This is a genomic window from Paenibacillus radicis (ex Xue et al. 2023), assembly GCF_024722015.1.
Taxonomy (GTDB): Bacteria; Bacillota; Bacilli; order Paenibacillales; family NBRC-103111; genus Paenibacillus_S.
Window position 1 is genome coordinate 293,882 of record NZ_JANQBD010000002.1, and the last position, 23,215, is coordinate 317,096.

Annotated in this window: 21 protein-coding genes, 1 pseudogene and 1 riboswitch; of the genes and pseudogenes, 5 read left to right on the forward strand and 17 right to left on the reverse strand. The window is 42.9% G+C overall.

Going from position 1 to position 23,215, the window contains the following annotated elements:
* Position 1 precedes the first annotated feature (1 nt).
* On the forward strand, positions 2 to 286 hold the full coding sequence (qoxD, locus tag NV381_RS03965; protein ID WP_258211970.1) for a cytochrome aa3 quinol oxidase subunit IV: 285 nt from the start codon (positions 2 to 4) through the stop codon (positions 284 to 286).
* 102 nt (positions 287 to 388) lie between these two features.
* Here qoxD and NV381_RS03970 read toward each other — a convergent pair whose 3' ends face one another.
* The 5 genes from NV381_RS03970 to NV381_RS03990 all read right to left on the reverse strand — a co-directional run bounded on the left by NV381_RS03970 (position 389) and on the right by NV381_RS03990 (position 3,420).
* Entirely contained in the window at positions 389 to 607 is a 219-nt protein-coding gene (locus tag NV381_RS03970) for a hypothetical protein (RefSeq protein ID WP_258211971.1), read from the reverse strand.
* Positions 608 to 830: 223 nt separating this feature from the next.
* The gene (locus tag NV381_RS03975) at positions 831 to 1,457 is read right to left on the reverse strand and encodes a DUF2812 domain-containing protein (RefSeq protein WP_258211972.1); all 627 of its coding nucleotides are present in this window, start codon (positions 1,455 to 1,457) and stop codon (positions 831 to 833) included.
* A 17-nt stretch (positions 1,458 to 1,474) separates the two neighbouring features.
* The gene (locus NV381_RS03980; RefSeq protein ID WP_258211973.1) at positions 1,475 to 1,786 is read right to left on the reverse strand and encodes a PadR family transcriptional regulator; all 312 of its coding nucleotides are present in this window, start codon (positions 1,784 to 1,786) and stop codon (positions 1,475 to 1,477) included.
* Positions 1,787 to 2,023: 237 nt separating this feature from the next.
* Complete coding sequence (locus NV381_RS03985; RefSeq protein WP_258211974.1) at positions 2,024 to 2,971, reverse strand: aminoglycoside phosphotransferase family protein; 948 nt, start codon at positions 2,969 to 2,971, stop codon at positions 2,024 to 2,026.
* A gap of 140 nt (positions 2,972 to 3,111) precedes the next feature.
* A complete protein-coding gene (locus NV381_RS03990) occupies positions 3,112 to 3,420 on the reverse strand; it encodes a hypothetical protein (protein WP_258211975.1) in 309 nt (102 codons plus the stop codon).
* Between the two features lie 149 nt (positions 3,421 to 3,569).
* A riboswitch (cyclic di-AMP (ydaO/yuaA leader) is annotated at positions 3,570 to 3,719 on the forward strand.
* 2 nt (positions 3,720 to 3,721) lie between these two features.
* Here NV381_RS03990 and NV381_RS03995 point away from each other — a divergent pair.
* Positions 3,722 to 4,564 carry an NlpC/P60 family protein gene (locus tag NV381_RS03995; RefSeq protein WP_258211976.1) on the forward strand — a complete coding sequence of 281 codons (843 nt, stop codon included), beginning with the start codon at positions 3,722 to 3,724 and terminating at the stop codon, positions 4,562 to 4,564.
* Between the two features lie 56 nt (positions 4,565 to 4,620).
* On the opposite strand, the gene NV381_RS04000 is transcribed toward NV381_RS03995, so the two are convergent.
* The 6 genes from NV381_RS04000 to NV381_RS04025 all read right to left on the reverse strand — a co-directional run bounded on the left by NV381_RS04000 (position 4,621) and on the right by NV381_RS04025 (position 11,842).
* Positions 4,621 to 5,052 (reverse strand): NUDIX hydrolase, encoded by a 432-nt coding sequence (locus tag NV381_RS04000; RefSeq protein WP_258211977.1) that lies wholly within the window; start codon positions 5,050 to 5,052, stop codon positions 4,621 to 4,623.
* A gap of 281 nt (positions 5,053 to 5,333) precedes the next feature.
* Positions 5,334 to 6,809, reverse strand: coding sequence for a protein adenylyltransferase SelO (locus NV381_RS04005; RefSeq protein WP_258211978.1), 1,476 nt, complete (start codon positions 6,807 to 6,809; stop codon positions 5,334 to 5,336).
* Positions 6,810 to 6,948: 139 nt separating this feature from the next.
* Positions 6,949 to 7,737, reverse strand: coding sequence for a class I SAM-dependent methyltransferase (locus NV381_RS04010; protein ID WP_258211979.1), 789 nt, complete (start codon positions 7,735 to 7,737; stop codon positions 6,949 to 6,951).
* Between the two features lie 24 nt (positions 7,738 to 7,761).
* The gene (locus tag NV381_RS04015) at positions 7,762 to 8,337 is read right to left on the reverse strand and encodes an HD domain-containing protein (protein WP_258211980.1); all 576 of its coding nucleotides are present in this window, start codon (positions 8,335 to 8,337) and stop codon (positions 7,762 to 7,764) included.
* A 36-nt stretch (positions 8,338 to 8,373) separates the two neighbouring features.
* A complete protein-coding gene (locus NV381_RS04020; protein ID WP_258211981.1) occupies positions 8,374 to 10,317 on the reverse strand; it encodes a PAS domain S-box protein in 1,944 nt (647 codons plus the stop codon).
* A 229-nt stretch (positions 10,318 to 10,546) separates the two neighbouring features.
* On the reverse strand, positions 10,547 to 11,842 hold the full coding sequence (locus NV381_RS04025) for a stalk domain-containing protein (RefSeq protein WP_258211982.1): 1,296 nt from the start codon (positions 11,840 to 11,842) through the stop codon (positions 10,547 to 10,549).
* A 456-nt stretch (positions 11,843 to 12,298) separates the two neighbouring features.
* Here NV381_RS04025 and NV381_RS04030 point away from each other — a divergent pair, with 456 nt between their 5' ends.
* On the forward strand, positions 12,299 to 14,038 hold the full coding sequence (locus tag NV381_RS04030; protein ID WP_419182240.1) for an ABC transporter ATP-binding protein: 1,740 nt from the start codon (positions 12,299 to 12,301) through the stop codon (positions 14,036 to 14,038).
* A gap of 110 nt (positions 14,039 to 14,148) precedes the next feature.
* On the opposite strand, the gene NV381_RS04035 is transcribed toward NV381_RS04030, so the two are convergent.
* The 5 genes from NV381_RS04035 to NV381_RS04055 all read right to left on the reverse strand — a co-directional run bounded on the left by NV381_RS04035 (position 14,149) and on the right by NV381_RS04055 (position 20,851).
* A complete protein-coding gene (locus NV381_RS04035; protein ID WP_258211984.1) occupies positions 14,149 to 15,636 on the reverse strand; it encodes an MDR family MFS transporter in 1,488 nt (495 codons plus the stop codon).
* 78 nt (positions 15,637 to 15,714) lie between these two features.
* Positions 15,715 to 16,500 (reverse strand): putative protein N(5)-glutamine methyltransferase, encoded by a 786-nt coding sequence (locus tag NV381_RS04040; RefSeq protein WP_258211985.1) that lies wholly within the window; start codon positions 16,498 to 16,500, stop codon positions 15,715 to 15,717.
* Positions 16,501 to 16,979: 479 nt separating this feature from the next.
* Positions 16,980 to 17,882 (reverse strand): LysR family transcriptional regulator, encoded by a 903-nt coding sequence (locus tag NV381_RS04045; protein ID WP_258211986.1) that lies wholly within the window; start codon positions 17,880 to 17,882, stop codon positions 16,980 to 16,982.
* A 315-nt stretch (positions 17,883 to 18,197) separates the two neighbouring features.
* On the reverse strand, positions 18,198 to 19,433 hold the full coding sequence (locus tag NV381_RS04050) for an oligogalacturonate lyase family protein (RefSeq protein ID WP_258211987.1): 1,236 nt from the start codon (positions 19,431 to 19,433) through the stop codon (positions 18,198 to 18,200).
* Positions 19,430 to 20,851 carry a hypothetical protein gene (locus NV381_RS04055; RefSeq protein ID WP_258211988.1) on the reverse strand — a complete coding sequence of 474 codons (1,422 nt, stop codon included), beginning with the start codon at positions 20,849 to 20,851 and terminating at the stop codon, positions 19,430 to 19,432. The genes NV381_RS04050 and NV381_RS04055 overlap by 4 nt, the downstream gene beginning before the upstream one ends.
* A 138-nt stretch (positions 20,852 to 20,989) precedes the next feature.
* Here NV381_RS04055 and NV381_RS04060 point away from each other — a divergent pair, with 138 nt between their 5' ends.
* Entirely contained in the window at positions 20,990 to 21,853 is an 864-nt protein-coding gene (locus NV381_RS04060; RefSeq protein WP_258211989.1) for a helix-turn-helix domain-containing protein, read from the forward strand.
* Positions 21,854 to 21,945: 92 nt separating this feature from the next.
* Here the strand turns inward: NV381_RS04060 and NV381_RS38360 are convergent, their stop codons facing one another.
* A complete protein-coding gene (locus NV381_RS38360; protein ID WP_419182242.1) occupies positions 21,946 to 22,995 on the reverse strand; it encodes an S-layer homology domain-containing protein in 1,050 nt (349 codons plus the stop codon).
* A 115-nt stretch (positions 22,996 to 23,110) separates the two neighbouring features.
* Here NV381_RS38360 and NV381_RS38365 point away from each other — a divergent pair.
* Positions 23,111 to 23,185, forward strand: a pseudogene (locus tag NV381_RS38365) (hypothetical protein); the annotation flags it as partial.
* Positions 23,186 to 23,215 lie beyond the last annotated feature (30 nt).

Genomic DNA, 23,215 nt, shown 5'->3' on the forward strand with positions numbered 1-23,215 from the left:
CATGAAAGAGTTATTCCCGCGCAAACAAGTCATGGGTTTTGTATTCTCGATGATCCTTACTGCAGCTGCTCTTTCCGTTTACTTCCTGGACATGTCATTTGCCTTCGGCATGACTGTGCTTCTTGTAACAGCATTTATACAAGCGGGCCTTCAACTTGTGGTATTTATGCATGCCGGTGAAACGGGGGATAAAGGGGCCATCTACACAAACATCTATTATGCGTTAGCCATTGCATTAGTTACCGTCTTTGGTACATTACTATGTATGGTCTGGGGTTTTGTCTGATTCTCAGGGGCTGTCTCACAAGGATAAACCCTATTGTCCTATAAAATAGGTAAAAGAACCTTCAAGTTAACTTGAGGGTTCTTTTTCGAGCTATTCAAATTATTAACCTCTCCCGGTCTTCGCTAGCATCTCTTCCGTTGCTACAAAGAACACGCCCATTATGAAAATAAGAACAGCTCCCGCAATTGTGCCCATACCAATCGGAATCATACTGCTATAATTATTATCGAAAATACCTAATATCAAGATAATAAATCCTATTGCAATTAGCGAAATACCTACAACCTTCACCGCATTCAGTATTGGCGTATTATTTTTCAAGTCAGCTCACTCCTTATACGCTATATTATTCACTTTGTTCACAGAAACGTCAATCTTTTTTATTAAAATGTTCACAAAAAATCCGATTAAATTTCTCACTCGGATCATTCGCCAATTCAAGAGAACACTTAATAACCGACTAATTGTACAAATTACGCAGAAAAGCTGCCGATCCATTTGCAATCGACAGCCTTGCTGAAAGTTTTTTGAGAGTCAGCACTTCTCATTTCCCATACTTATCTGCTTGTATTTTGCTATATTGCTTATTCGCTTTGAATGCAAATATTAAATATAGAACAATCATAATAGGAATAAGTAACCAGAGAAACCCTCTGAATAAGGCAAATGGCGTTTCAAAGAGAAAGGCTTTCCAAAAGGCCGCTCCAGTTTCTTCCCACAACCCGGGTGTATAATACAATAATTTGGGATTCAGAAAAGCTGCCTTATCAATAGAGTCGGTGGAGATTAGTACTACAAAAATTGGGATGAAGGTAGTAGCCAAGGTGCTCCACATTTCAGATATTCTTTTATATCTTCCGGCTTTGGAATCAGCATCTGAAAAAATATCATCGTCTCCATTTTCGTGTATCTTCCTAAAATATTGATAACCCGAACTTTTGCTCCCCGTGATATGTTTCCAACCACAGTCTTCAAAAAGGGCACAGTAATCTTCAAAATCCTCCTGCTTTTTAAATGTTCGGTAATCCATTTTTATAACTGCATTGTCGGGTTTGCCGGGTTGAAATTCATAACCAGTCGTTTTTTTTGTGAATCTGTAGCCTTGCTGGGCCATCTCATTCAGCCATTGCTCTTCTTTCTCAAAATTAATAAAGAACTTATATTTTTTCACTACTATTCCCCCATTTCTTATCTGAAGGTATCTTTCGTAACTTCAATCATATGTTTCATTCTTTCAAAGTCGAGACGCAAAATCTCCAGTCCTTTTTCAGTAATGGCATAAACCTTACGCCTGCTATCCTCACTTTTGACAGGCTGTATAAATTTTAGCTTCACCAAATTCTCAACAGCTCCATACAGCGTCCCAGCAGCCATTCTTACCTGACCGCCGCTTAGCTCCTCAACCTTTTGCATAATCAAATATCCATGTGCCGGTTCCATCAAGGCCAATAGAATATAATAAACGGTTTCCGTAAGCGGCAAATTTTTATCTCTGCTCATGTTTCCCCTCCTTGTATCAACGGCACATATATCGTCAGACTATATATAGTCATACTGTATAGTTACACTATACACAATGAGACTGTATATAGCAACAGTAAAAAAGCCGTTTAGCAAATTTTTCTGCTACACGGCCCAGCCTGCGAATGCAATCATCAATCTCCGCAATATGTAATTAAAAAATTCCAGCCTATTAGGGATCGTTTATTTCAGATACAAGGTGTCCTCTGTGCTAGATCATTTTACGTCTATTTCGCGCAGTTCTGCCGCTAAGAGGTTTATAGTAAAAACTCTTTCTTCACCATCTTGTTTGTCGAATAGGAGTTGCTCCATAAATTCCCAGATATCTTCCAGCTTGCGCCTGCCCTTATAAAACTGCAAGACATCAAGATTCATTACAAAATCCTTATGAAGATTCTGGTAGATGCTTAAAAATTCATCAAAGTACGGCTTGTCAACCAAGAACATCATATCCGCTTCAACGGGGGCCAATTTCAACCCTTCCCAGTCAATTAACATCAGATGTTGTTCGGATTGCATCAGATTCCAATTGTGGAGATCTGTGTGGCACAGAGCCATTCTTACATTATCGGTCTTCAACCGCACAGACAATTGTTCAACGGTATCAATAAGACCCCTAATTTGTTCAATGTGAGGGTTCATCACTTCTCTTAAATCAACAGGAATAAGGTTATTCTCTTCATCCAACGAGTTTCTAAGCTCCGGCAAAAACGGAACATGAAAATTTTCTTTGATCGCATCCGTTTGAATAGGTATTTCTTCTCCATAGGTATGAAGCTCTGTCACTATTTCCGATAGATGGTAAATTTGCTCCTTGTTCAAATCTTTATCACCAATTGTTTCTCCATCTATATATTCATAAAGCAAATAAACTCCAGCAGCATCCTCACATTTATAGTCACCTTTTTTTGTTAAAATGGGTACTGGAATTTTACCTTTCAAGCTGCTATTATGCATGAGCCACACCAGAATAGGAACATATTGATCTATATGTGCCGTCCATTTGGCGGTGGATGCTCTGCTCTTTTCATAAAATTTCAAAAAGTAGGCAGCCTTGTTGTCATAAACTTTATATGCAAGTGCCGCCCAACCACCCTTCTGCGGTAAAACGTTTATGATATCTAGATCATAGTGATCTTTCAAGATGTTCCTGATCTTGATCATTAAGGTCCTCCTATGTAACTAGGCCATTGCACCAAATTTGAGATATACAATCTGGCTTCCGACATAAGCAACAGCCACTCCATTAATATTGCTCTTTCGCAGCAACCAGTTGCAAATAGTACCTTCTTCAGTCGAAAAGATTACCCCTCCGACACATCCGCCCCTAATTCACCTGCAACCTCAATTATCTTGGGAATGACTGCTTCATTGGTACCGGATACGTAGATATCACCCTGATAATGACGGAATGGGATCTTTGTATCGCCGTAGCTCCACATGAAGAAGTCTCCTTCTATGGACATGCTGGTAGAGCCTGTCACCGTAAACACTGACTTATAAGTAAAATCAGGTTTGGATGCAAAATATTGTTTGCACTCTTCCAAAGAAATGGTTAGGTTTGAACTGTCATTTTCCTGAAATGATCTTGTAATTCGATAGCGCTGACTCATTGAAATGCCTCCTAGTGTAAAATGGATATAAGAAAATATATCACAACTTAGTGCAAAAGAGATATATCAGAGATATCCAAACTCGTCATAACAAGCTGACACCCACTGATATATCAATTGGGACACGAATATATTGTAAGGGTGGTTTTTAGTAAAATATGCCGAATCTGCACAGCATAAGTGCTAGTACGGGGGACATCTATTCTCGGGGTGAATATTCGAATGCTTTGAGCTGCGAATAAGGGAAAACCTCTTCCCTAACCCGTCAACTAACCTCGGAGGCTATTAGGAGGAAAATAGTTTGAAGCTTTCTGGCAAATCGTTTGTGTTTTTTAGTGCATTTCTTTCTTGCGCATTCTTTTCTACGGTCAGTGCTCATGCCTCAACCCCGAATGAAGGAGTCAAAATTCAAGTCAATGATGCGCTCCTCAATTTTCCCGAAGTACAACCTGTCGTGGATACCAATTCTCAGCTCCAAGTACCGTTTCGTCCTCTGATGGAAGCGCTCGGTTACCAGATCAGCTGGTCAAAGGAAGGTAGAGAGGTTAAAGTCTCTATGAAAAAAGGTGACCAAACCTTAACCTTGAAAACTGGAGATACGTTCGTACAAGTCAACGGAAAACAAGTCGAAGTGAAATCCATGATCGGTATGGACAAAGGAAGCGTATATTTACCTCTCCGGTTCGTATCCGAAACTCTCGGAAACAAAGTTCAATGGGATGACGAGAATCAGCTCGCCATCGTGGATGCGGATGGGAAATACCATGCCCCAGCGTGGTATAAAACAAAGAAGCAGGATACTATCCTCCAATTCGCCAAAGAGTATCTTGGCGTACCTTATAAGTGGGGTGGCAGTACACCTAACGGATTCGATTGTTCAGGGTTTGTACGGTATGTATTTACTCATAATCGGGGAATTGATTTACCTCGAACATCTACTGAAATGTACGATAATGTGGGAACCGCAGTAGCTTATCCTACTCAGGGGGATTTGGTCTTTTTTTCCAAAAGCGGCGTATCTCACGTAGGAATCTATATGGGTAACGGGCAATTCATCTCAGCTACGTCATCACACGGGGTTCAAATCGATTCATTATTCAGCCCTTATTGGGGCTCCAGATACATAGGTGCTAAAAACATATAAATTGATTTAGTCTGCCTGAATCACTTCTCCGAATGCCTCGGGCAGACTAGAATATTTTATTCAATCACATACGTATTTACATGCTGCTCTCTCATATATACGTTCTTTTCAAATAAAGCGGCATCTTGGATTCTTTGAATAGTAAAATTAGACATTGGTTTGGGCAAATCATGCAAATCAAAATAGGCATATTCATCAATTTCTATACCGTCAGGCGTAGGGATTCCGCTGAATGAATTCGCTCGAAAAATAAAAACATAGGCATTTCGATGAGATAAAAAGTAAAGTCCACTTAGTGACATATCTGTAACTTCTATCTGAATTTCCTCTCTGCATTCCCTAACCGCAGCTTCCCATGAAGACTCTCCGTTCTCCACAACACCGCCCGGCAATGCCCACTTTTTTTTGCCGTAAACTTGATGAACGAGTAAAATCCTCCCTGACTTATCAAAAATTGTGCACCCGGCGGCATCAGCTGTTCTCTCCATGCTCCCAACCTCCTATTCTTGATCTCATCTTAACCATCCTGATAAATAATATATTCCTTTATATTTCCAGTTACCAATGATAAATGACTAATAATTAACTAATCGTCAAGCAAGTATGGCAGCAGATGCAGATTTCTTTGGCAGCTGATTTATTTCTGAATGAGGATTAAGATAATTTTGTTTGATAGTTATTCCCCCCCCCTGCAAACTAAAAGGGACCCATTAATAGGTCCCTTTCTTTAAACATATATCCGTAATTTAGTTACTCCAAAGCTTCTATATCAGGTACCGCAATAGGTTCGGTAAGGACGACTTGACAGCGCGGGCAAAGTAGAGTACTCAGCTTGTTCGGGGGAGTGCGCATAAGGGCTCGAAAGAGCAGCGAGAAGCCGTTCCATTACGCTGTAATCTCCTTGTTTCACCGCTGCTTCCAGCGCTTCCTCTACCCGATGATTACGTGGGATTAGCGCTGGATTGCTGTCCCGCATTAACTGATGCGAGGAGGATTTGGGTTCCTGCTGCCTTCCCAGTCTCGCCTGCCACAGCTCATACCACTGAGTAAATCCAGAGGTGCCAAACAGAATCGTATCTTCCGGCTTCTCAAAAGTTAATGCGCGGAATGTATTCGTGAAGTCCGCATGATTTTTATGCATCATACTAAGTAGGTCTTCGATAAGCGATTCATCCTGCAGCTCTTCGTTAAATATTCCCAGTTTTGCCCTCATTCCCGCGAGCCAATTACGCCGGAATAAATCAGAAAAACCTGAAATTGCAGCCTCGGCCAATTTGATTGCCTGAATCTCATCGTCATGCAGCAGCGGCAATAGAGTTTCAGCAAATCTCGCCAGATTCCACGCAGCAATATGCGGCTGATTGGCATAGGCATAACGGCCTTGAGCGTCAATGGAACTGAACACCGTTGCCGGATCATAACCATCCATGAAGGCGCACGGACCATAATCAATCGTTTCCCCGCTAAGTGCCATGTTGTCGGTGTTCATCACCCCATGAATAAAACCGACGAGCTGCCATTTGGCAATCAGCTCAGCTTGACGCTTGATCACTTCCTGAAGCAGTAATAGATAGCGATTCTCATCGGTGTTAACTTCCGGAAAATGTCTTCGCAAGGTGTAATCCGCCATGGCCCGGAGCTCCTCATCAGTGCCCCATTTTGCAACGTATTGAAAGGTGCCCACGCGCAAATGACTGGCAGCTACACGGGTCAGAATTGCGCCAGGCTGCTCGGTTTCGCGGTATATTGACTCACCGGTTGTCACCACCGCAAGACTGCGGGTCGTAGCAATACCAAGCGCATGCATGGCTTCGCTAATTATGTATTCACGCAGCATCGGTCCTAACGCCGCTCGACCATCTCCTCCGCGGGAATATGGCGTTCTACCTGAACCCTTAAGCTGAATATCAACCCGTTCACCCAAGGGAGTGATCTGTTCGCCTAGGAGCAGTGCCCGGCCATCCCCTAACATAGTGAAATGTCCGAATTGATGCCCTGCATAAGCTTGAGCAAGGGGCAAGGCCCCTTCGGGAATCCGGTTGCCAGCAAGCACTTCTACGCCCTCCCTGCTTTGCAGCGCATCGGCGTTCAACCCCAGTGATGCCGCCAAAGGACCATTTAGAATGATCAACTCTGGCGAGCTTACAGGAGGTGGGGTTAGAGGGGTAAAAACTGATTTCGGCAAACGAGCATAACTGTTGTCGAAGTTCCATCCAGTTTCGATGAATGCTTTTTTCTCTGTCATTGTATCACCTGTTTTCTTTTAGCTTGTTTTTAGTTCTCTACTATTTTATTATCACAAAACAACCCTTTATATTGTTTACTCAGCGAACTTATTATACCCTTTCCACTTCTAGATGACCAAGTCAAGGGAAATTTTCGAATTAGAGATACAGTGGGGAAAGTTGTATATCCATTTTATCGGCAATCAGGGTGTAAAACTCTGGAAACCTCGGATCTGCAGGACTGGGTATTTCTTCAAAAGACCTAATAACTAATCCTATCTCACCAATTGCGCTTATAATATCACCGATTGTCCAGCTTCGAACTAAAACCTTACCCAATTCAGAGCGTTCTTCCTCAGGAAGCAGCTTGGCAAAAGCTACTTCACCTTCCTTAATGCTATCATCAAAGTAATCACCTGTTGGGTGTTTCAGGTTGTTGGTGTTCATCCATGCGCGAGCAAACGGATGAAAGTCAGTCAATATAAACCGGCCCTTTAACCCTAACCTGCGATTAACCATGGAGAATATGGAATTCAGGTCTGTAAAATAATGTAGGACACCAAATTCCATCAACACAATATCAAATTCTCCTAGTTTCTCTTCATCAGGAATATTCAAGACGTCAGAACATACATACTTGAGATCCACACCCGCGGCAGCTGCGACTTGCATCGCATACAACTTATTTTCTTCAGATATGTCCACTACGGTAACATCAGCTCCCAGTAATGACAAAGAGATCGCCTTTCGGCCATGCGAGCCAAGGAGGTTAATAATTCGCTTTCCTGTAGGATCACCAATGTACTTTAACCAATAACGCAAATTTTTGCTGTGATTCAGCTTCAATTCTACGGCTAGCTCATTTGGTGTTCCATACGTTTGAACCCAAGCTTGATACGCTTTGTTTTCCCAAGCAGCCTTGTTCGCATTTGCCAGTTCTCTTTGCACACTCATACCTCCCGGATTCATCTGTTAACGCTTGTTTATATTGATAATCGTTTCTCCATCAATCATTTCTCTTAATGATTGCAGTACTGGCTCATACAGCGAGAACTTCTTGCCATAGTCCAGATTAAAACCATAATCAAAATCTGCTGGATTACGACCTTGATTATGCTGTATGATGGTTTCCATTTTATCAATAGCTTTAACTAATCTTGCTTCCTTAGTTTGACATTCATTGTATTCCTGCCACAACTCGAGAAATTTATCACGCATGCTTTGAAGCAGCGGCGTTAATAACTGCTGCAATGCTTCCTCCTCACGTTTGAGCTTGTCCTTCTCATTCACCTCTATTGTTGCTGAAATATCTCCTCCATAAGCTTCCCCGAGGTCGTGTATTAGAGACATCCGTATCGCTTTGTTCATGTCGATGTCTGGGAAATATTCTTCCAGCGCAAATGCGAACAAAGCCAGCCGCCATGAATGCTCAGCAACGCTTTCCTGTCTTCCTTCTCGTGTCCAAGCGGTCCTCGTAACATCTTTTAAAAGCTCGAGCTCCTTAATGAAAGCAATAATATTACCGATGCTCTCTTTATTACCAGTCATAGTTTATACACCTCACAAGGAAGAATTATACTTTTTTCATCTATTGTTTATTAATTTGAAATTATTAATTATATTGGATATGGCATGCATACTGACAGGCTTGCTTACATAGTCATCCATGCCTTCGGATAAATATTTCTGGCTATCACCTTTTATCGCATGGGCAGTCACTGCCACGATATAAGGTCTTTTATTAGAAGCTACAGTTTCCTTAATGATCTTAGTGGCTTCTATTCCATCCATCCACGGCATTTGAATATCCATAAAAATAATATCGTAGGGATTTCGTTTGACAGTCTCAACCGCTTCTTTTCCATTTTGGACTATTGTTGCTGTGAAACCAAGCTTCTCAATCATTTTTTTCAATACAATTTGATTCACTTCATTATCTTCAGCTATCAAAATTTTTATGGAAGACCGGCTACTTTTTTCTTTAAAATGATCCTCCTGGATCGCCGTACCAAAGTACGATGATTCCGGATGCAGCTGTTTTTGAAAGCTGGCTGTGAATAGAAAGGATGAGCCTGTATGATCCAAAGCAGGTTCATGCCAAATTTCCCCATTCATTAGCTTTATAAGCTTTTTACAAATAGCTAATCCTAATCCGGTTCCTTCAGTCTTACGTGTCATAAAATGATCTACCTGATAAAAAGGTTCGAATAAATGGGCAACCTTTTCTTGTGGCACACCAATTCCTGTGTCTCTAACCCCAAATTTAAGGCGTACCGTATCCAGTCCTTGCGAGACATTCTCCACAGATACGGCAATAGCCCCATTAGGAGTAAATTTAATAGCATTGCTAAGTAAATTCATCAGAACTTGCCGCAGTTTGGTAGCATCCCCATAAACCATGTTGGGAACTTCAGGGCAGACCGATGTAGTAATTTCCAAATTCTTTTCAAGAGCTTTTGACATAATCATATATAGTGTTTCTGAAATAACAGTTCTTACATTAAAAGGTTCTTCTATTAATTCGGTTTTTCCTGACTCAATTTTGGAAAAATCCAGAATATCGTTGATGATTGTAAGGAGAGTATCGCCACTTTGTTTAATAACTTGAACGTATTCAATTTGCTCTTGATCCAAATTCGTTTCCAGGAGTACATCGGTCATTCCGATTACACCGTTCATAGGGGTACGAATCTCATGGCTCATCATCGCCAAAAAATCGCTCTTGGCCTTGTTCGTCTTTTCGGCGGCTTCTTTCTGAATAATTAGCTTCTTCTGTTCAGTCATGTCTTTCACAATGATATAAAAGCCCGTCACCTTACTTTGTATGATAATAGGAGCTAATGTAACGAGTACTTCAACTGTGTGCCCGTCTTTGTGCTGAATAAAATTGATTTCTTTTTCAATTTTTTCAATAAGCGCATGATCTGTCAAAGCAATAAGTAAACGGCTAACACTTCTATCACCAATTAATTTGGAAATGCTCCCTCCAATCAGATCTTCAATACGATATCCGGTCAGATGCTGCGCCATATTGTTTCCATTTATAATAATACCGTCCAAACCAAAGGAAATAATGGCATCATGGTTATATTTCTTTAAAGAAGTATACCGTTCAATACTTTCCTGCAGTTTTAGTTCTGCAATCTTATTCTTCGTTACGTCAATAATTTGGGCTATGAAATACAGAGGTTGTCCATCGTTTTCATCTCGGATTAGTGAAATATGTAAAGAAGTCCAGACAAAATGACCCTTTTTATGAAAGTACCGCTTTTCTAATTCAAAGAATGTAATATTTCCAGCCAATAATTGTTGTATCAACTGTTCGGTATTGCCTGCATCCTCTGGACAACTGATCTGATCTGCCGTCAGCTTCAGTAACTGTTCCTCTGGATACCCAAAAATATTGCACACCGCAGGATTAACCTTGATCCATTTTCGTTCCATCGATATTAAGGCTATACCAATCGGAGCATTTCTATATATATGTTCAAATAAGGATTGGGGATTATATTCATTTAAATCCTGCAATCATCATCCCTCCTACTCGTTATTCCATCCCATATTACTTCAATAGTTTAACATAAAAATCCAATCATGCGACTAACAACTGCCCATTTTTTGGATGGAAGCAAAAAAAGCATTTGATCTAGGATCAGATGCTTTACCCAATGGAACTGCGGATGAAAAATGCGTCGTCAGCAAACAAAACTAAAGGAACCCGACGCTTGTATCCTAAGCCGGGTTCCTTTTCAAAGAGCTATCGAATATTGGCTAATCCAAACACATCTGAAGTCGGCCACATGTAATGATCGTTGCTTAGAACCAGACTAGCTCTTGCGCGCATATCAGGATCACGAAGCAGAGCATCCCTCAAAGCTTCCGTCACCATCATTTCCTTCTCCCGTTCATTCGTATGTAAGAACAAACGAATTTTACGGTTCTCCTCGCTGTTCGTCTCCTTGATCAACTCCGTGAACGGAGCCGTCAGCTGCTCTGCCTTCTCCCCAAACCCAAGCGGCCGGTCAATCCGGTAGAGGGCTTGGTCGTTATTGATCTTATCTATGATCAGATCGGCTTCACCAGCATTATTGGAGGAAAGCTTCATCACGAGGATAGGATGCTGCACCTCGTCGATTGGCCGGATGTCTCTCAATTGAGCCGTATAAGTTTCAGGAAGCCAGCTCACCTGAAGCCCAAGCTTTTCTGCTGTGCTCCGTAGTGCCACATATACGACGCCATCATAGGTAAACGGTAAGTGCTCCGGGGCATACAACTTCCCATCTACCTTCACACGAACATCTGAATAGGTTACGCCTGCTTCGAAAGGCGCGGTTCCCTCCGGTATGCCGGAAGCACTCCCGGTAAATTCCGATTTGGTAGAATCGCCTTTGGCAAATATTCCTGCCCAGTCTGACTTGAGCATAATTTCATAACGCCCGGAATCGGAATTCCATATGGTCACGTAGCCGAGAACATCTCGGAAGAAGGTCATTGGTACATAAAGCGAATCTTTAAAAAAGACAGGAGCTGGTGTAACCGGGATCGTACGGCCATCCAACGTAAGTGTTATGTTATGTCCTGGATATAAGGTTTCAATATGTACTCCTGGTGTAGGCACTGGCACTTGATCCAAGTTCTTAAGCTGCTCGATGCGTTCCTTTGCTTCATCTCCTTCAAAGATGTTAAATACGTTTGCCGATGGATAATCGAGGCTATTGTTCGCATACACCAAATAATTATGTCCGAGTTCAAAAGTAGCCCCGCACTGGTCACTATCCAGAGGTGTAAGCAAAGTACGTACTCCGCCGCCCTTATAGATCGTATCGGTCACAAATGTACCCATACGATACAGCTTACCGTCCAAATAAACGTTGTCCACTTTTATCGGGGCGCCTGAAAATACATTGCTCGCAACAGAGTAATCATATTCTGGAGTGGTATACTCGCCTTTCGAGCAGGCATAAGCTTTCTGCGGGCTTGATGTTATTCCTGCCGGAACAAAAGTCAAAGTGAGTACAGCTGCCGCTAAACAGGTAAAAATCGTCTTTTTCATCCATGACACTCCTCAATTTGGGACGTAAAAATCCCGTTTTCGTTAAGTTCACCCGTTCAATAATAAGGTGCTATGATAATTATATTCGATGCTCTTAAATTCTTTCCGGGTGTCATTTATACAAAATAATTACAAAATCAAAAAAAATTCACAAATATGTAACTGGACGTTTACCGATGTTCTTCTTTCTATCGCATCACGACCTTTTACTATTAGCTTTATAATTACATTTACCCAAGCAACGGTTCGCCAAACAGCGGATCTCTTTTAGTTGATAACAATTAATTATAATGAATTGTTAAATTGTTGGCTTAATATTGGGATGCTACCATGTATATAAAACGAATGGAGTGATTGAGATGAAAACATATACAGTGGCTGTAAATATGAACAACAATCTTATTGAAGAAAACATAAAAAAAGTTAAAGGAAGCATAGCTTGGAGGTATGTATTTCGTGGATATATTAAAAAAGTTTATTGCTTACTACAAGCCTTATAAGAAGGTATTGTTTGCAGATTTGTTCTTTGCATCACTGGCTTCGGTGACCGTACTTGCTTATCCCATGCTGGTCAATCAAATTACCAATAATGCAATAAGTGATGAGGGAATCGCTATAGAGTTAGTTGTAAAAATGGTCTTGATTTTTGGGCTATTAATGGTGGTGGAGTATGCCAGCAATTTCTATACGGACTATTTTGGTCATGTGATGGGGGCAAAGATAGAGTCCGACATGCGCAACGATTTGTTTGAGCATATCCAGAAGCTTTCGTTTCAGTATCACGACAATACTAGAACAGGCCAATTGATGTCACGTATAACGACAGACTTATTCGACGTATCAGAGCTTGCGCATCATGGACCGGAAGATACGGTTATTTCTATGGTAAGAATAATGGGTTCATTCTTTATTTTGGTAAATATTAATTGGATGCTCACTTTAGTTATTTTTTTAATTTTGCCTTTAATGCTTATTTTTGCCTATCACTACAGCATAAAGATGAAAAACGCTCTTAAAAAGAATAAGGAACGTATCGCCGACATAAACTCGCAAATTGAAGACAGCCTGTCAGGGATTAGAGTCGTTCAATCGTTTGCCAACGAAGAAATCGAAATGGATAAGTTTAGAAGCAGTAACCATCGTTTTTTAGAAAGCAGGAAAAGCGGTTATCGGGTTGAGGCATTGTTTTTCAACGGCTTGACCGGCTTTATTTCTTTTATTAATATTTCGGTTGTTATAGTGGGTGCCATTCTTATAAGTTATAACCAGCTGCTTCTAACAGAGTTGATCACCTTTTTACTATACATAAACACTCTAATTGACCCGGTGAAAAGGTTGGTGAACTTTACTAACAATCTTCAGAATGGAGTGGCTGGGTTTGAACGTTTTATGGAAATTTTGGCGGTTAAGCCGGATATAATGGATGCAAAAAATGTCACTGTGTTAAGCGATGTAAAAGGTAAAGTGGAATTTGTAAATGTAGGCTTCCAGTACAGCAGCGAATCGAATTATGTGTTTAGCCATATCAACATTACGGTAAATCCAGGTGAATATGTAGCGCTTGTAGGTTCATCCGGAGTTGGAAAAACAACGCTTTGCAGTTTGATCCCGCGATTTTATGAAACCAGTGAAGGGTTGATTAAAATTGATGACACAAATATAAAAACCATAAAGCTAAAGTCATTACGTGACCATATTGGGATCGTACAACAAGATATCTATTTATTTTCAGGTACTGTAAAAGAAAATATATTATATGGGAAGCCTGGGGCTACGGATGAGGAAATAATAACCGCCGCCAGAAACGCAAATGCTCATGAATTTATAATGGGTCTGCCAGGCGGCTACAATGCTTATATCGGGCAACGAGGTGTCAAGCTTTCAGGCGGGCAGAAACAACGAATAAGTATCGCGCGTGTATTTTTGAAAAATCCTGCCATACTTATATTGGATGAAGCCACTTCCGCCCTGGATAATGAGAGTGAAAGTTTGGTTCAGCAAAGCCTTGAGAAGTTGGCAAAGAATCGCACTACCTTTGTAATTGCACATAGGTTGTCCACCATCAGAAATGCGCAAAGGATTATTGTGCTTTCGGATCAGGGGATTGCAGAAGAAGGAACACATGCAAATCTTATAAAAATAGATGGGGTATATGCCAAGTTATATAACATGCAGTTTAATCCAGTAACACTATAAGAATGGCAGCAGTGTCCCTGTTCATTGCAATATTAAGGGCACAAAAAAGAGACAATCTGCTTGGTCAGATGTCTCTTATTAATTTGAGCTAATATGTTCGCTAATGTCCATCAATGCGCGGACACGCGGTTATTCTCCAGTTCCCCTTCCGGTGGCACAGCGGCCTTGAGGAAAAACGAGACGATCCAAGCGAGGGCTACCAGAACGAACGCCAGCAGGAACGCGCTTTTCATTCCAACCATCATGCCAAGAATTTGGAGTCCGGACTCATCCTTCGTACCTGAGGCAGCTTCCATAAAACGTTTCGAGCTGTTTGTCATAATAGTTACAAGCAGCGCCGTCCCTACTGCACCCGCTACCTGCTGCAGCGTGCTTATAATTGCTGTGCCATGCGGGTATAACGGAGGTGGAAGCTCATTCAAAGCATTGGTCATAACCGGCATCATTAACATGGATATGCCCAGCATTAACACCGTATTTAGAACAACAATCATACTGTATGAAGTTGCCAAGTTGATAAAAGCAAATTGCCACAACGAATTGGCCATAAGCGCTAGCCCGATTATTGCGAGCCATTTGGCCCCAAATTTATCGAATAACCTGCCTGTTATCGGCGACATAATTCCCATGACAATCCCTCCCGGCAGCATGACAAGACCTGCCTTCAGCGGACTGTAATTTAGCGCGTTCTGGAGGAATATCGGCAGAAGCATCATTGCCGAAAACATCGCCATCATGACAATCATCATAATCAGCGTCGACATTCTGAAAACATTGTATTTAAATGCTCGTAGGTCCAGCAAAGGTTGTGACATCCTTAGTTGGCGCCATGTAAACAGCCCTATGGAAGCTACACCGACCACAATGGGAATCAGGACCCTGTTGCTAGACCAGCCCCCATGCCCATCTCCTGCGCTGCTAAAGCCATACACGATTCCACCGAATCCGATAGTTGAAAGAAGCAAAGACAACAGGTCTATCTTCGGACTAGTCGTTTCCGTTACATTTTTGAGCTTCGCTAATGCAAATAAAATGACAAACAACGCGACAGGCAGAACGCTGTAGAAGAGAACACGCCAGCTATAATGCTCCACAATAATCCCTGACAAAGTAGGTCCAATCGCAGGAGCGAATGTGATGACGATCCCGATCGTGCCCATGGCCGAGCCCCGCTTATCAATAGCTACAATGGAGAATACAACATTGGTAAGCAGCGGGAATAGAAGTCCGGTTCCAGCCGCCTGAAGCATCCTTCCTGTTAAAAGTACTACAAACCCGGGAGCGACGGCCGCTATCAAGGTTCCGGCAGTAAACAACCCCATGGCTGCAAGGAACAAGCTTCTGGTTGTGAACCGTTGGATTAGAAATGCCGTGACCGGTATGAGTACACCTATAACAAGCAGGTAGCCGGTAGTCAGCCATTGCGCGGTGCTTGGTAAAATTCCAATATCATCCATAATTTTGGACAAAGCCACGTTCAGCAGCGTTTCATTCAAAATGGCTACAAATACGCCAAGAATCATAACCATGACAACTAAAAAATGATCCCTGCTCCCAAATGTCCCTCCGTTTGCTTTTAATTTAGTATGGTTTTCCACAACTTTTCTCCTCTCGTATGTCTTAGAAGCATAGTGTATCATAAACTAGTTTTTTGGATTTCTTATGGATTGCTCATTTCATTGCCGTGTATTCTGCCCATTGGGGTTGGCTCCGATGACAACTGTGGCGTCCAGCTCATCGGAACTGGCAACCTGAGGAATCAGCCCGCTGCGCTCAAAGATATCGAGGGTCTGCGGCACCTGCCGCTCGCTAGTTTCGACTAGCAGATAGCCGCCGGGTGCCAACCATAGCGGTGCAGCAGCCACTACCCTCCGCAGAACATCAAGCCCGTCTGCACCACCATCGAGCGCCATCCTCGCCTCATGTAATCGGGCTTCCGGTGGAAGCAGCCCGATCGCATCGGTAGGAACGTAGGGTACGTTTGCAAGCAGCACATCGACGCGGCCTCTCAGTGCAGCGGGCAGCGGCTCGTATAGGTCACCTTCATACACGTGACCTCCTGCGGCAGCGATGTTGCGATGGGCGCACTGCACAGCCGCAGGATCGATATCGGCAGCATGCAATTCGATGTGCTCCACAGCAGCGGCCAATGCGGCACCCAGCGCACCAGAGCCGCAGCATAAGTCCACTACGACGGCTCCGCGGCGCGCGAGGGCTGCGGCCTCGCGGACAAGGAACTCGGTGCGGCGTCGGGGCACGAATACCCCCGGGTCCACAGCAATACGCAGACCGCAGAACTCAGCCCATCCGATGATATGTTCGAGGGGCAAACCAGTGACTCGTTGGTCCACCATAGCGGAGAGTTCAGCCGGCGTTCCTGCCGCAGAAATAAGCAGCCGAGTCTCATCTTCAGCGAAAATACAACCGGCGGCCTGAAGTCTGGTAACGATGAATGTAAACATGGCATCTCCATGAAGGTTGCCACAAGTTAGTTTACTTGAGTTCAAATATTCCCCTCATTTCCAAATGAATTATCTGTTCAGCAGCTTCAAAGTAACTAGTTGATATAAATCATTTTAGCCCTGCAGTTGATTAGTGGACAGGTATAAATTGACTATAAGGAACTATTCTGCCCGTTCAAGTTGCCTTAAATAAGAGCAGCCCCTTCCCAGGTCAAAAAGCATGAATTTATAAAAATTAAGATAAATCGTTGCTCGCTTATTAGGCAGTCCATACAAACATCTCTCGCTGAAACTCAAAAAAAGTATTCGATCCAAAGATCAAATACTTTGCCTAGGCGTGCATGTTGCCAAACGGAATGCTTTGACTGCCCATGCAACATAATTTGGCCTGTTTGATGAGGCGGCTGTCCTTCGCGAACTGCCGCCTCATCAAACAGGCCGTAGATATAAAGTAACCGGATTAAACTAATATCAAAGCTTTAATTGGTTATAGCCTGCGTTAACGCTTGTATGTACGCTTCTCCCAGCTTGGATAACGAAACATTTTTATGGGAAATCCAACCGACGTTGATTGTTTCCTCACAGTCTAAAGGTACGGGAATAATTTCATTTCCATTCAGATCGGCACTAAGGACTCCAGTCGATATGGTGTATCCGTTCAATCCGATCAGCAAATTGAAAAGCGTCGCTCTGTCATTAACACGAATACTTTTCTTATGTGTCATCGTACTAAGGATTTCTTCGGAAAAATGAAAGGAATTATACTCTCCTTGGTCAAAGGACAGATACGGATAGTTCTGAAGCTGGTCAATGGTAACGATGGATTGCTTGGCCAGCGGGTTGTTAATACTGATAAAAATATGCGGCTTGGCCGTCAATAAGCTGTTGAATTGCAAATTTGCGCTTTTAAGCAATTTGTTGATGACCTTCCCGTTAAACTCATTCAGATATAAAATCCCGATCTCGCTGCGCATACCTTTGACATCTTCGATAATTTCATACGTTTTGGTCTCGCGCAATGATAATTCATACTCTTCCTGGCCATATTCGCGAACCAAAGTCACAAATGCATTGACCGCAAAAGCATAATGCTGAGTGGAAACTGAAAAATGCTGCGGGGAAGGTTTAGCATTGAGGTACCGGCTTTCCAATAATTCCGCCTGCTCGACTACCTGCCGCGCGTAGCTTAAGAATTCGACACCCTCCTTAGAAAGCGATATTCCTTTATTGGATCTTTCAAATATCGCAAGCTGCATTTCTTCTTCCAGATCTCTAATCGCGTTTGATAGGCTAGGTTGAGAAATAAACAGTTTCTTGGCAGCTTCATTAATGGATCCACAATTTGCGACTTCTATAACGTACTTTAATTGTTGTAATGTCAATTGAATCCTCCCAATAACTTAGAATAGTTAATTGTTTAACCTCCTAGAGATGACTTATTTACACGGCTTATCTGCCGCTTGCTGTTAATATATCGCCTTTTACTTTCGACATGTCCGGTAAAAATCCTTCCATATCATTGGTCATTGGTCATTGGTCATTGGCCCCAGTCAGCCCTAGTCCCGTCAATTGCTGGATTAAAACGAAAGAACCGTGCAGCGCACGGCTCTAAGACGTATTTTTGTTTTGTCCCCCGACATCTGTGGATCCACATTAACATCATTCTTCAAATGGAGTTCTTATCTTATCATAAAAGACTATATTTTCTTCCCTGCTTCATCCAGCTCAACCAAATAAAGATGTCCTTTCTCTCTCTCATTATGCGCATCTGATGAAAATAGTACATAACGATCGTCGTGGCTGAATATAGGATGGGGATGTACATCCTGAACAGTAAAGCTGCTATGATGATGGCAAATCCGTTCATAGGTTAATTGACCGCTTAGCCAATCGGTCCGGCATAAGTGAATGGACTGTGCATCGATAATTCCGTCAGTGAGCAGCAAATCAAGATCATTCCCTACGGTGAAATGCCCATATGCCGTCATATGCTGCGGAAATTCAATTTCTGAATAGGTTCCATCACTTAAGTTAGCCGTACCTACAAAGCTGGCCGCATGCTCAGTTGATTCGTTTCTTTTCATTGAAGGGTCGTTTGGAATACCCCTGGTCCCATGATAGAGGATGGTGGAGCCATCTTTGGACCACATTTCATGACATACCCATAAAGAATTCGATTGATTCGACTGATCGCGTACTTTCTCGATTCTCCCGTTACGGTACAGCCATATCCGTTGATCCACCATCCCTCCTTCATGATTAAATAAGATGGTACGGTGATCTTCGGGATGAAATTGCACATGGGTAATCCAGCCTTGGTGAGAGAAATACGGTTCTGCTACACCTGTTTGCATGTCAATGACAAGAACCTTAGACTCAAGCCGACGATCGGCGACTCTATCACGAATCAATGTGAATGGATTGCCGGAGCCCACTTCAAACGCTTCGCTTGAAAGATAAGGAATACATGCGTAACGTCCACAAGCGGACAAATGAGTAAACCCTGTCATCACATGAGCCGGCAACGCGTACACCATTTCCGACTCCAGTGTCTCCACGTCAATAAGAATCACTTTATGATCCTGAATGTACAAGAGGCGATTGGTAGCCGCGCTGTAGCTTGGACTTGCTTTGGCCAGACCTTGGTACGCTTTCCCGTCATAATAGACATAGCTTTTCATAATCCCGTTCCTATTGTCTGACAGCTGCACCGTCTCTCCATCTTCTAAGCTAAGCTTGTATAGATTTGGGTTTCCTTGCACCATATCGCTGATGAAAAGAACTTGTCGGTTGTTTGCCGTAAAGCTGCTGCTTGTAAAATACAAATGGTGATGGTTGCCAGGTAAGGAAGTGAGGCGCGTCACAAGACGACCTGTTTCATTCTCCTCCGCCTTGCTCATCGTATGCTTAGTAATATTGCCTTTCATCATCATTGTGCTACCTTCTTCCCATTTGTATAAAATCGCGGAAGCCATTGGCGGTTAGCTGAAAGAAGCTCATCAGCCAACTGAACCAGCTCGCTGAAATCAGCGGAAGCACTAAGGGGATCCAGACTTAGCGCCTGTACGAAAAGATCTCGGCTTCCCTCCAGAGCAGCCCGGACGGTGAGTTCATGGATATCCGCATGAAGCCTGACCATACTGGCTATTGCGCCAGGAAGAGGGCCTGCTTGTCTTGGCGACACTCCAAGCTTTGACACATCGGCTAATGTTTCCACCACAATTTCGTTAGGAAGATTGGGAATTTGGCCTTGATTAGGCATATTCACAATAGCGGTTGTGCTGGAATCGGTCACTATAGCCCGAATTATTTCGGTTAGTTCCTCGCCCGACCTGTGCCACGCAATGGCATCATCTTCATGGGTCATCCTTAAAATATGATTGAGCTTGTTGATTTTACTTAGACGCCTGCTGTCCACTGTAGTTTTAATGACTCCGTATTTCATCCCGTAGCCGTTACGGATATTGCAGAGAGCCGGATGAAATTCAACAAGATGACGATCTCCTGCAAGCGGTAAATACCCGAATTGCCTGCATAAAGCAAATTTGGCCGCACCATTGTTATGATACATGCCAGTCGACTGTGATCCACTTCGTTTCTCATCATCCGGTAATTGCTCATGCGTCCGGCAATATTCGCGAATCATGGGCAGCATATCCTTGCCTCGGTAATTCGCCTTTGTAAGCCATATGAAGTGATTGACGCCGGCAACTGAATAATCGAAGCCCTGTTCTGGAAGCCAGTGATACAAATAATCCAGTACATTCATCCCCACAGGTTTGTTCAGACCAAGCATCGGCCCCAAATATTCCGGCAGACAATGAAATTCATGGCACAGTCCGATCACACGGGTTTGCTTTGCCGCCATATTCATTGCTCGCGTAACTACACTCATCGGGTTGGTTACATTCAATAGCCAGGCTCCCGGACAATAGATCTCCATCTCTTTGACCAAATCGAAAGCTTCCGGGGCAGTGCGCAGGGATGCAGAAATACCGCTAGGACCGACAGTCATCGACACCGGGAGCCGAATCCCATATTTGATCGGAAGCTCGAGGTCGTTCCAGAATGCGTCCATAGCACCCGGACTGAATGTTGTCAGAACGAAATTCGCTCCCTTCAATGCCTCAGTTCTATTCTCAAATACTGTGATACGGTAGTCCTTTCTCTTCAATTCGTTGAAACGTTGCAGCATAGCAGCGACTGCTGAAACATGTTCGTGGTTGGGATCAACCAATCTAATTTCTCCGCCTTCAATCTCATCCATTAAGTAAATGTCTTTCATCAACCCCGGCATCCAATTCACACTGCCTCCACCAATAACCGTCATAATCATACGGTGAATAGCCATCCCTCACACCCCTATTAACTTTTTCATGATCAGCATAGCATAGCCTGGGGATGCCCACTTCGCTCATTATGTGATTCTATTCAAAACTAACCTATCTTGCTATAATGATTTTAGAAAAACAAAGGAGGCGGTACATCTATGAACTCCCAGCCACCTTATACCCCAACCGGGATGCTGCTCTCAAACTTTAGAAGTCATAAAGAAGAACAACTCCGAATGTTGGAGCATTACCATGACTCCTTTGAGCTAGCCTATTTCGTAAATGCGGATATCCAGCTTTTTATTAAAGATACAAAATACCAAGTTACCAATGGAGATTATCTTTTTATTAATGAATACGAAGTCCATCGCATCTTCTATAATCCTAGGCATCACTACACCAGATACGTTATTAATTTCAAAAAAAGCTTCATCTCATCATTGCTTAAAGAAGCAGGACTTGTAGACACTTTAGAGTGGATTGTCTCTTATCCACGCCGTAAACTAGAGTTGTCTTCCAAGCAGCGGTTGGAAATAGAAGAGCGATTTCGCCGAATAAATACCTTATACTCTCAGCTGCAGCAAAAAGAGGACCCACTTGGCTCCTCAGAATTAAAGCTCAATTTGTTACTTCTATTAATTAAATATCGTGAGTTTGCAACGGCTAATCAATCGAAATATGCCCCTAAAAAGGATGTTGTTAAAGAATTGATCTCTTATATCGACCGTTGTTACTCAGATCCAATTAAGCTTGAGGATTTAGAGCGGATAAGCGGTATGAGTCGTTATCATATCAGCCGATTGTTTAAGAACGCTACTCATTTCACCATTGTAGAATATATACAACAAAGACGAGTGATCGAGGCTCAAATCAAGCTGAAACAAACTGACAGGCAGGTTCTGGACATCGGTCTGGAATGCGGGTTTCAGAACGCCCAGCATTTTCATCGCGTATTTAGGACAGTAACCGGGCAGTCGCCGCTGCAGTTCCGCAAGCTAGTGGTTCATGATTTCAGCCCTTAACAATAACAAACCGCCAAGAAATATTCTTGACGGTTTGTTTGGGTTGACCGTGGTATAAGCCCTTGAGTGAGGAATAACAATTTAAGCTCTTTTCAGTGAATGAGATCAGACTTTTGCAATAGTTTCTGAATAATTACGGCAACTTCTGATCTTGTAATGAATGCATCCGATGCTAATTGCGTACTGCTTCTGCCGGAAACAAGTCTCGCCTGCAAGCAATCAGCGACACTGCTTCTCGCCCATTCTGCAATATTATTTGCATCTGCAAATAGAGTCAGTTGCTTTCCGTCTTCCTGAGATGGAAGCTTCGCCTTCAGGCCAGTGAGCGTCATCGCTTTGGCAACGATTGACATAGCTTGTTCCCGAGTAATCTTATCCATAGGTCGGAAGGTTCCATCTTCAAATCCGTTTATTAGTTTGTAGCCATATGCCGTTTGTATTGCACCGCTAAACCAATCGGAGCTATTCATGTCCGAAAATGATGCAGTTCCGTTATCCAGCTTCAATCCTAATCCACGAACGATAATCGCCGCAAACTCCGCACGAGTAATATCTTTGTCTGGATTGAACATGCCGTTACCGACGCCACTGATGACCATTCTCGATCCCATGTCGTTGATGGTATCCTTCGCCCAATGTTGAGCTGCATCGGTGAACACAAGCGGATGCCATACAATGGCATAGGTACTGTTGGTCATGCTGTTCATAATGGCGTAGTATTTGCCATCAATGACGGTAATCTTTGTTGGTACATGACGCACAGTTCCTTCAGGATCTATAATGACCCCAGTCGTGATTTTATTCGGGTCAACTCCATCCGGAACGACAATAGTTCGTTCCACATAGGCATTGAACTTAGTTACGTCAAGCTTGTTATCGCCATACGTTGCTCTTACCGAAAAATTGAGCGGCGGGGCAATGATGACGAATTCTCCTATTGCTGCTGAATTCTCAGCAAGCTTCGCTGTCTCTGTTGACGGCGTTGCGATTTCAATTTCAACCTTGATATCTTTAAGGGTCGCAGTTTTTGCAAGCTGATCCAGTATAGTGTTGATGTTGATCTGCTGAGCAGGAAGGGTGTAAGAGGCATTGTCCGTCTTAATTTCAATGACCGCCTGCTTCTGCTCCATGCTTCTGACCATCTGACCGTTCAATTCAAAAACAACGATATCCGAAATCGTCTTGGCGCGAATCGCAACGACAGCATGTTGACCTATTTCCGTGAGCTTATCATCCAGCTTTTCCTGGTCCAACACTGTGGTTGTTATCGTTTGGTTGTTTATCGTAGTTGTTGTCGTTACGCCTATATCTTCTACTATTCCATCTATGAGCACATCCATTTTCTCATTGGGTATGTCCGCC

Bases quoted from the DNA above. Each gene is read 5' to 3' on its own strand.
- qoxD (WP_258211970.1), top strand. From the start codon at position 2: ATGAAAGAGTTATTCCCGCGCAAACAAGTCATGGGTTTTGTATTCTCG.
- NV381_RS03980 (WP_258211973.1), bottom strand. From the start codon at position 1,786: ATGAGCAGAGATAAAAATTTGCCGCTTACGGAAACCGTTTATTATATT.
- NV381_RS03985 (WP_258211974.1), bottom strand. From the start codon at position 2,971: ATGATCAAGATCAGGAACATCTTGAAAGATCACTATGATCTAGATATC.
- NV381_RS03990 (WP_258211975.1), bottom strand. From the start codon at position 3,420: ATGAGTCAGCGCTATCGAATTACAAGATCATTTCAGGAAAATGACAGT.
- NV381_RS04000 (WP_258211977.1), bottom strand. From the start codon at position 5,052: ATGGAGAGAACAGCTGATGCCGCCGGGTGCACAATTTTTGATAAGTCA.
- NV381_RS04005 (WP_258211978.1), bottom strand. From the start codon at position 6,809: ATGACAGAGAAAAAAGCATTCATCGAAACTGGATGGAACTTCGACAAC.
- NV381_RS04015 (WP_258211980.1), bottom strand. From the start codon at position 8,337: ATGACTGGTAATAAAGAGAGCATCGGTAATATTATTGCTTTCATTAAG.
- NV381_RS04025 (WP_258211982.1), bottom strand. From the start codon at position 11,842: ATGAAAAAGACGATTTTTACCTGTTTAGCGGCAGCTGTACTCACTTTG.
- NV381_RS04040 (WP_258211985.1), bottom strand. From the start codon at position 16,500: ATGTTTACATTCATCGTTACCAGACTTCAGGCCGCCGGTTGTATTTTC.
- NV381_RS04050 (WP_258211987.1), bottom strand. From the start codon at position 19,433: ATGATGATGAAAGGCAATATTACTAAGCATACGATGAGCAAGGCGGAG.
- NV381_RS04055 (WP_258211988.1), bottom strand. From the start codon at position 20,851: ATGGCTATTCACCGTATGATTATGACGGTTATTGGTGGAGGCAGTGTG.
- NV381_RS04060 (WP_258211989.1), top strand. From the start codon at position 20,990: ATGAACTCCCAGCCACCTTATACCCCAACCGGGATGCTGCTCTCAAAC.
- NV381_RS38360 (WP_419182242.1), bottom strand. From the start codon at position 22,995: ATGGTCAGAAGCATGGAGCAGAAGCAGGCGGTCATTGAAATTAAGACG.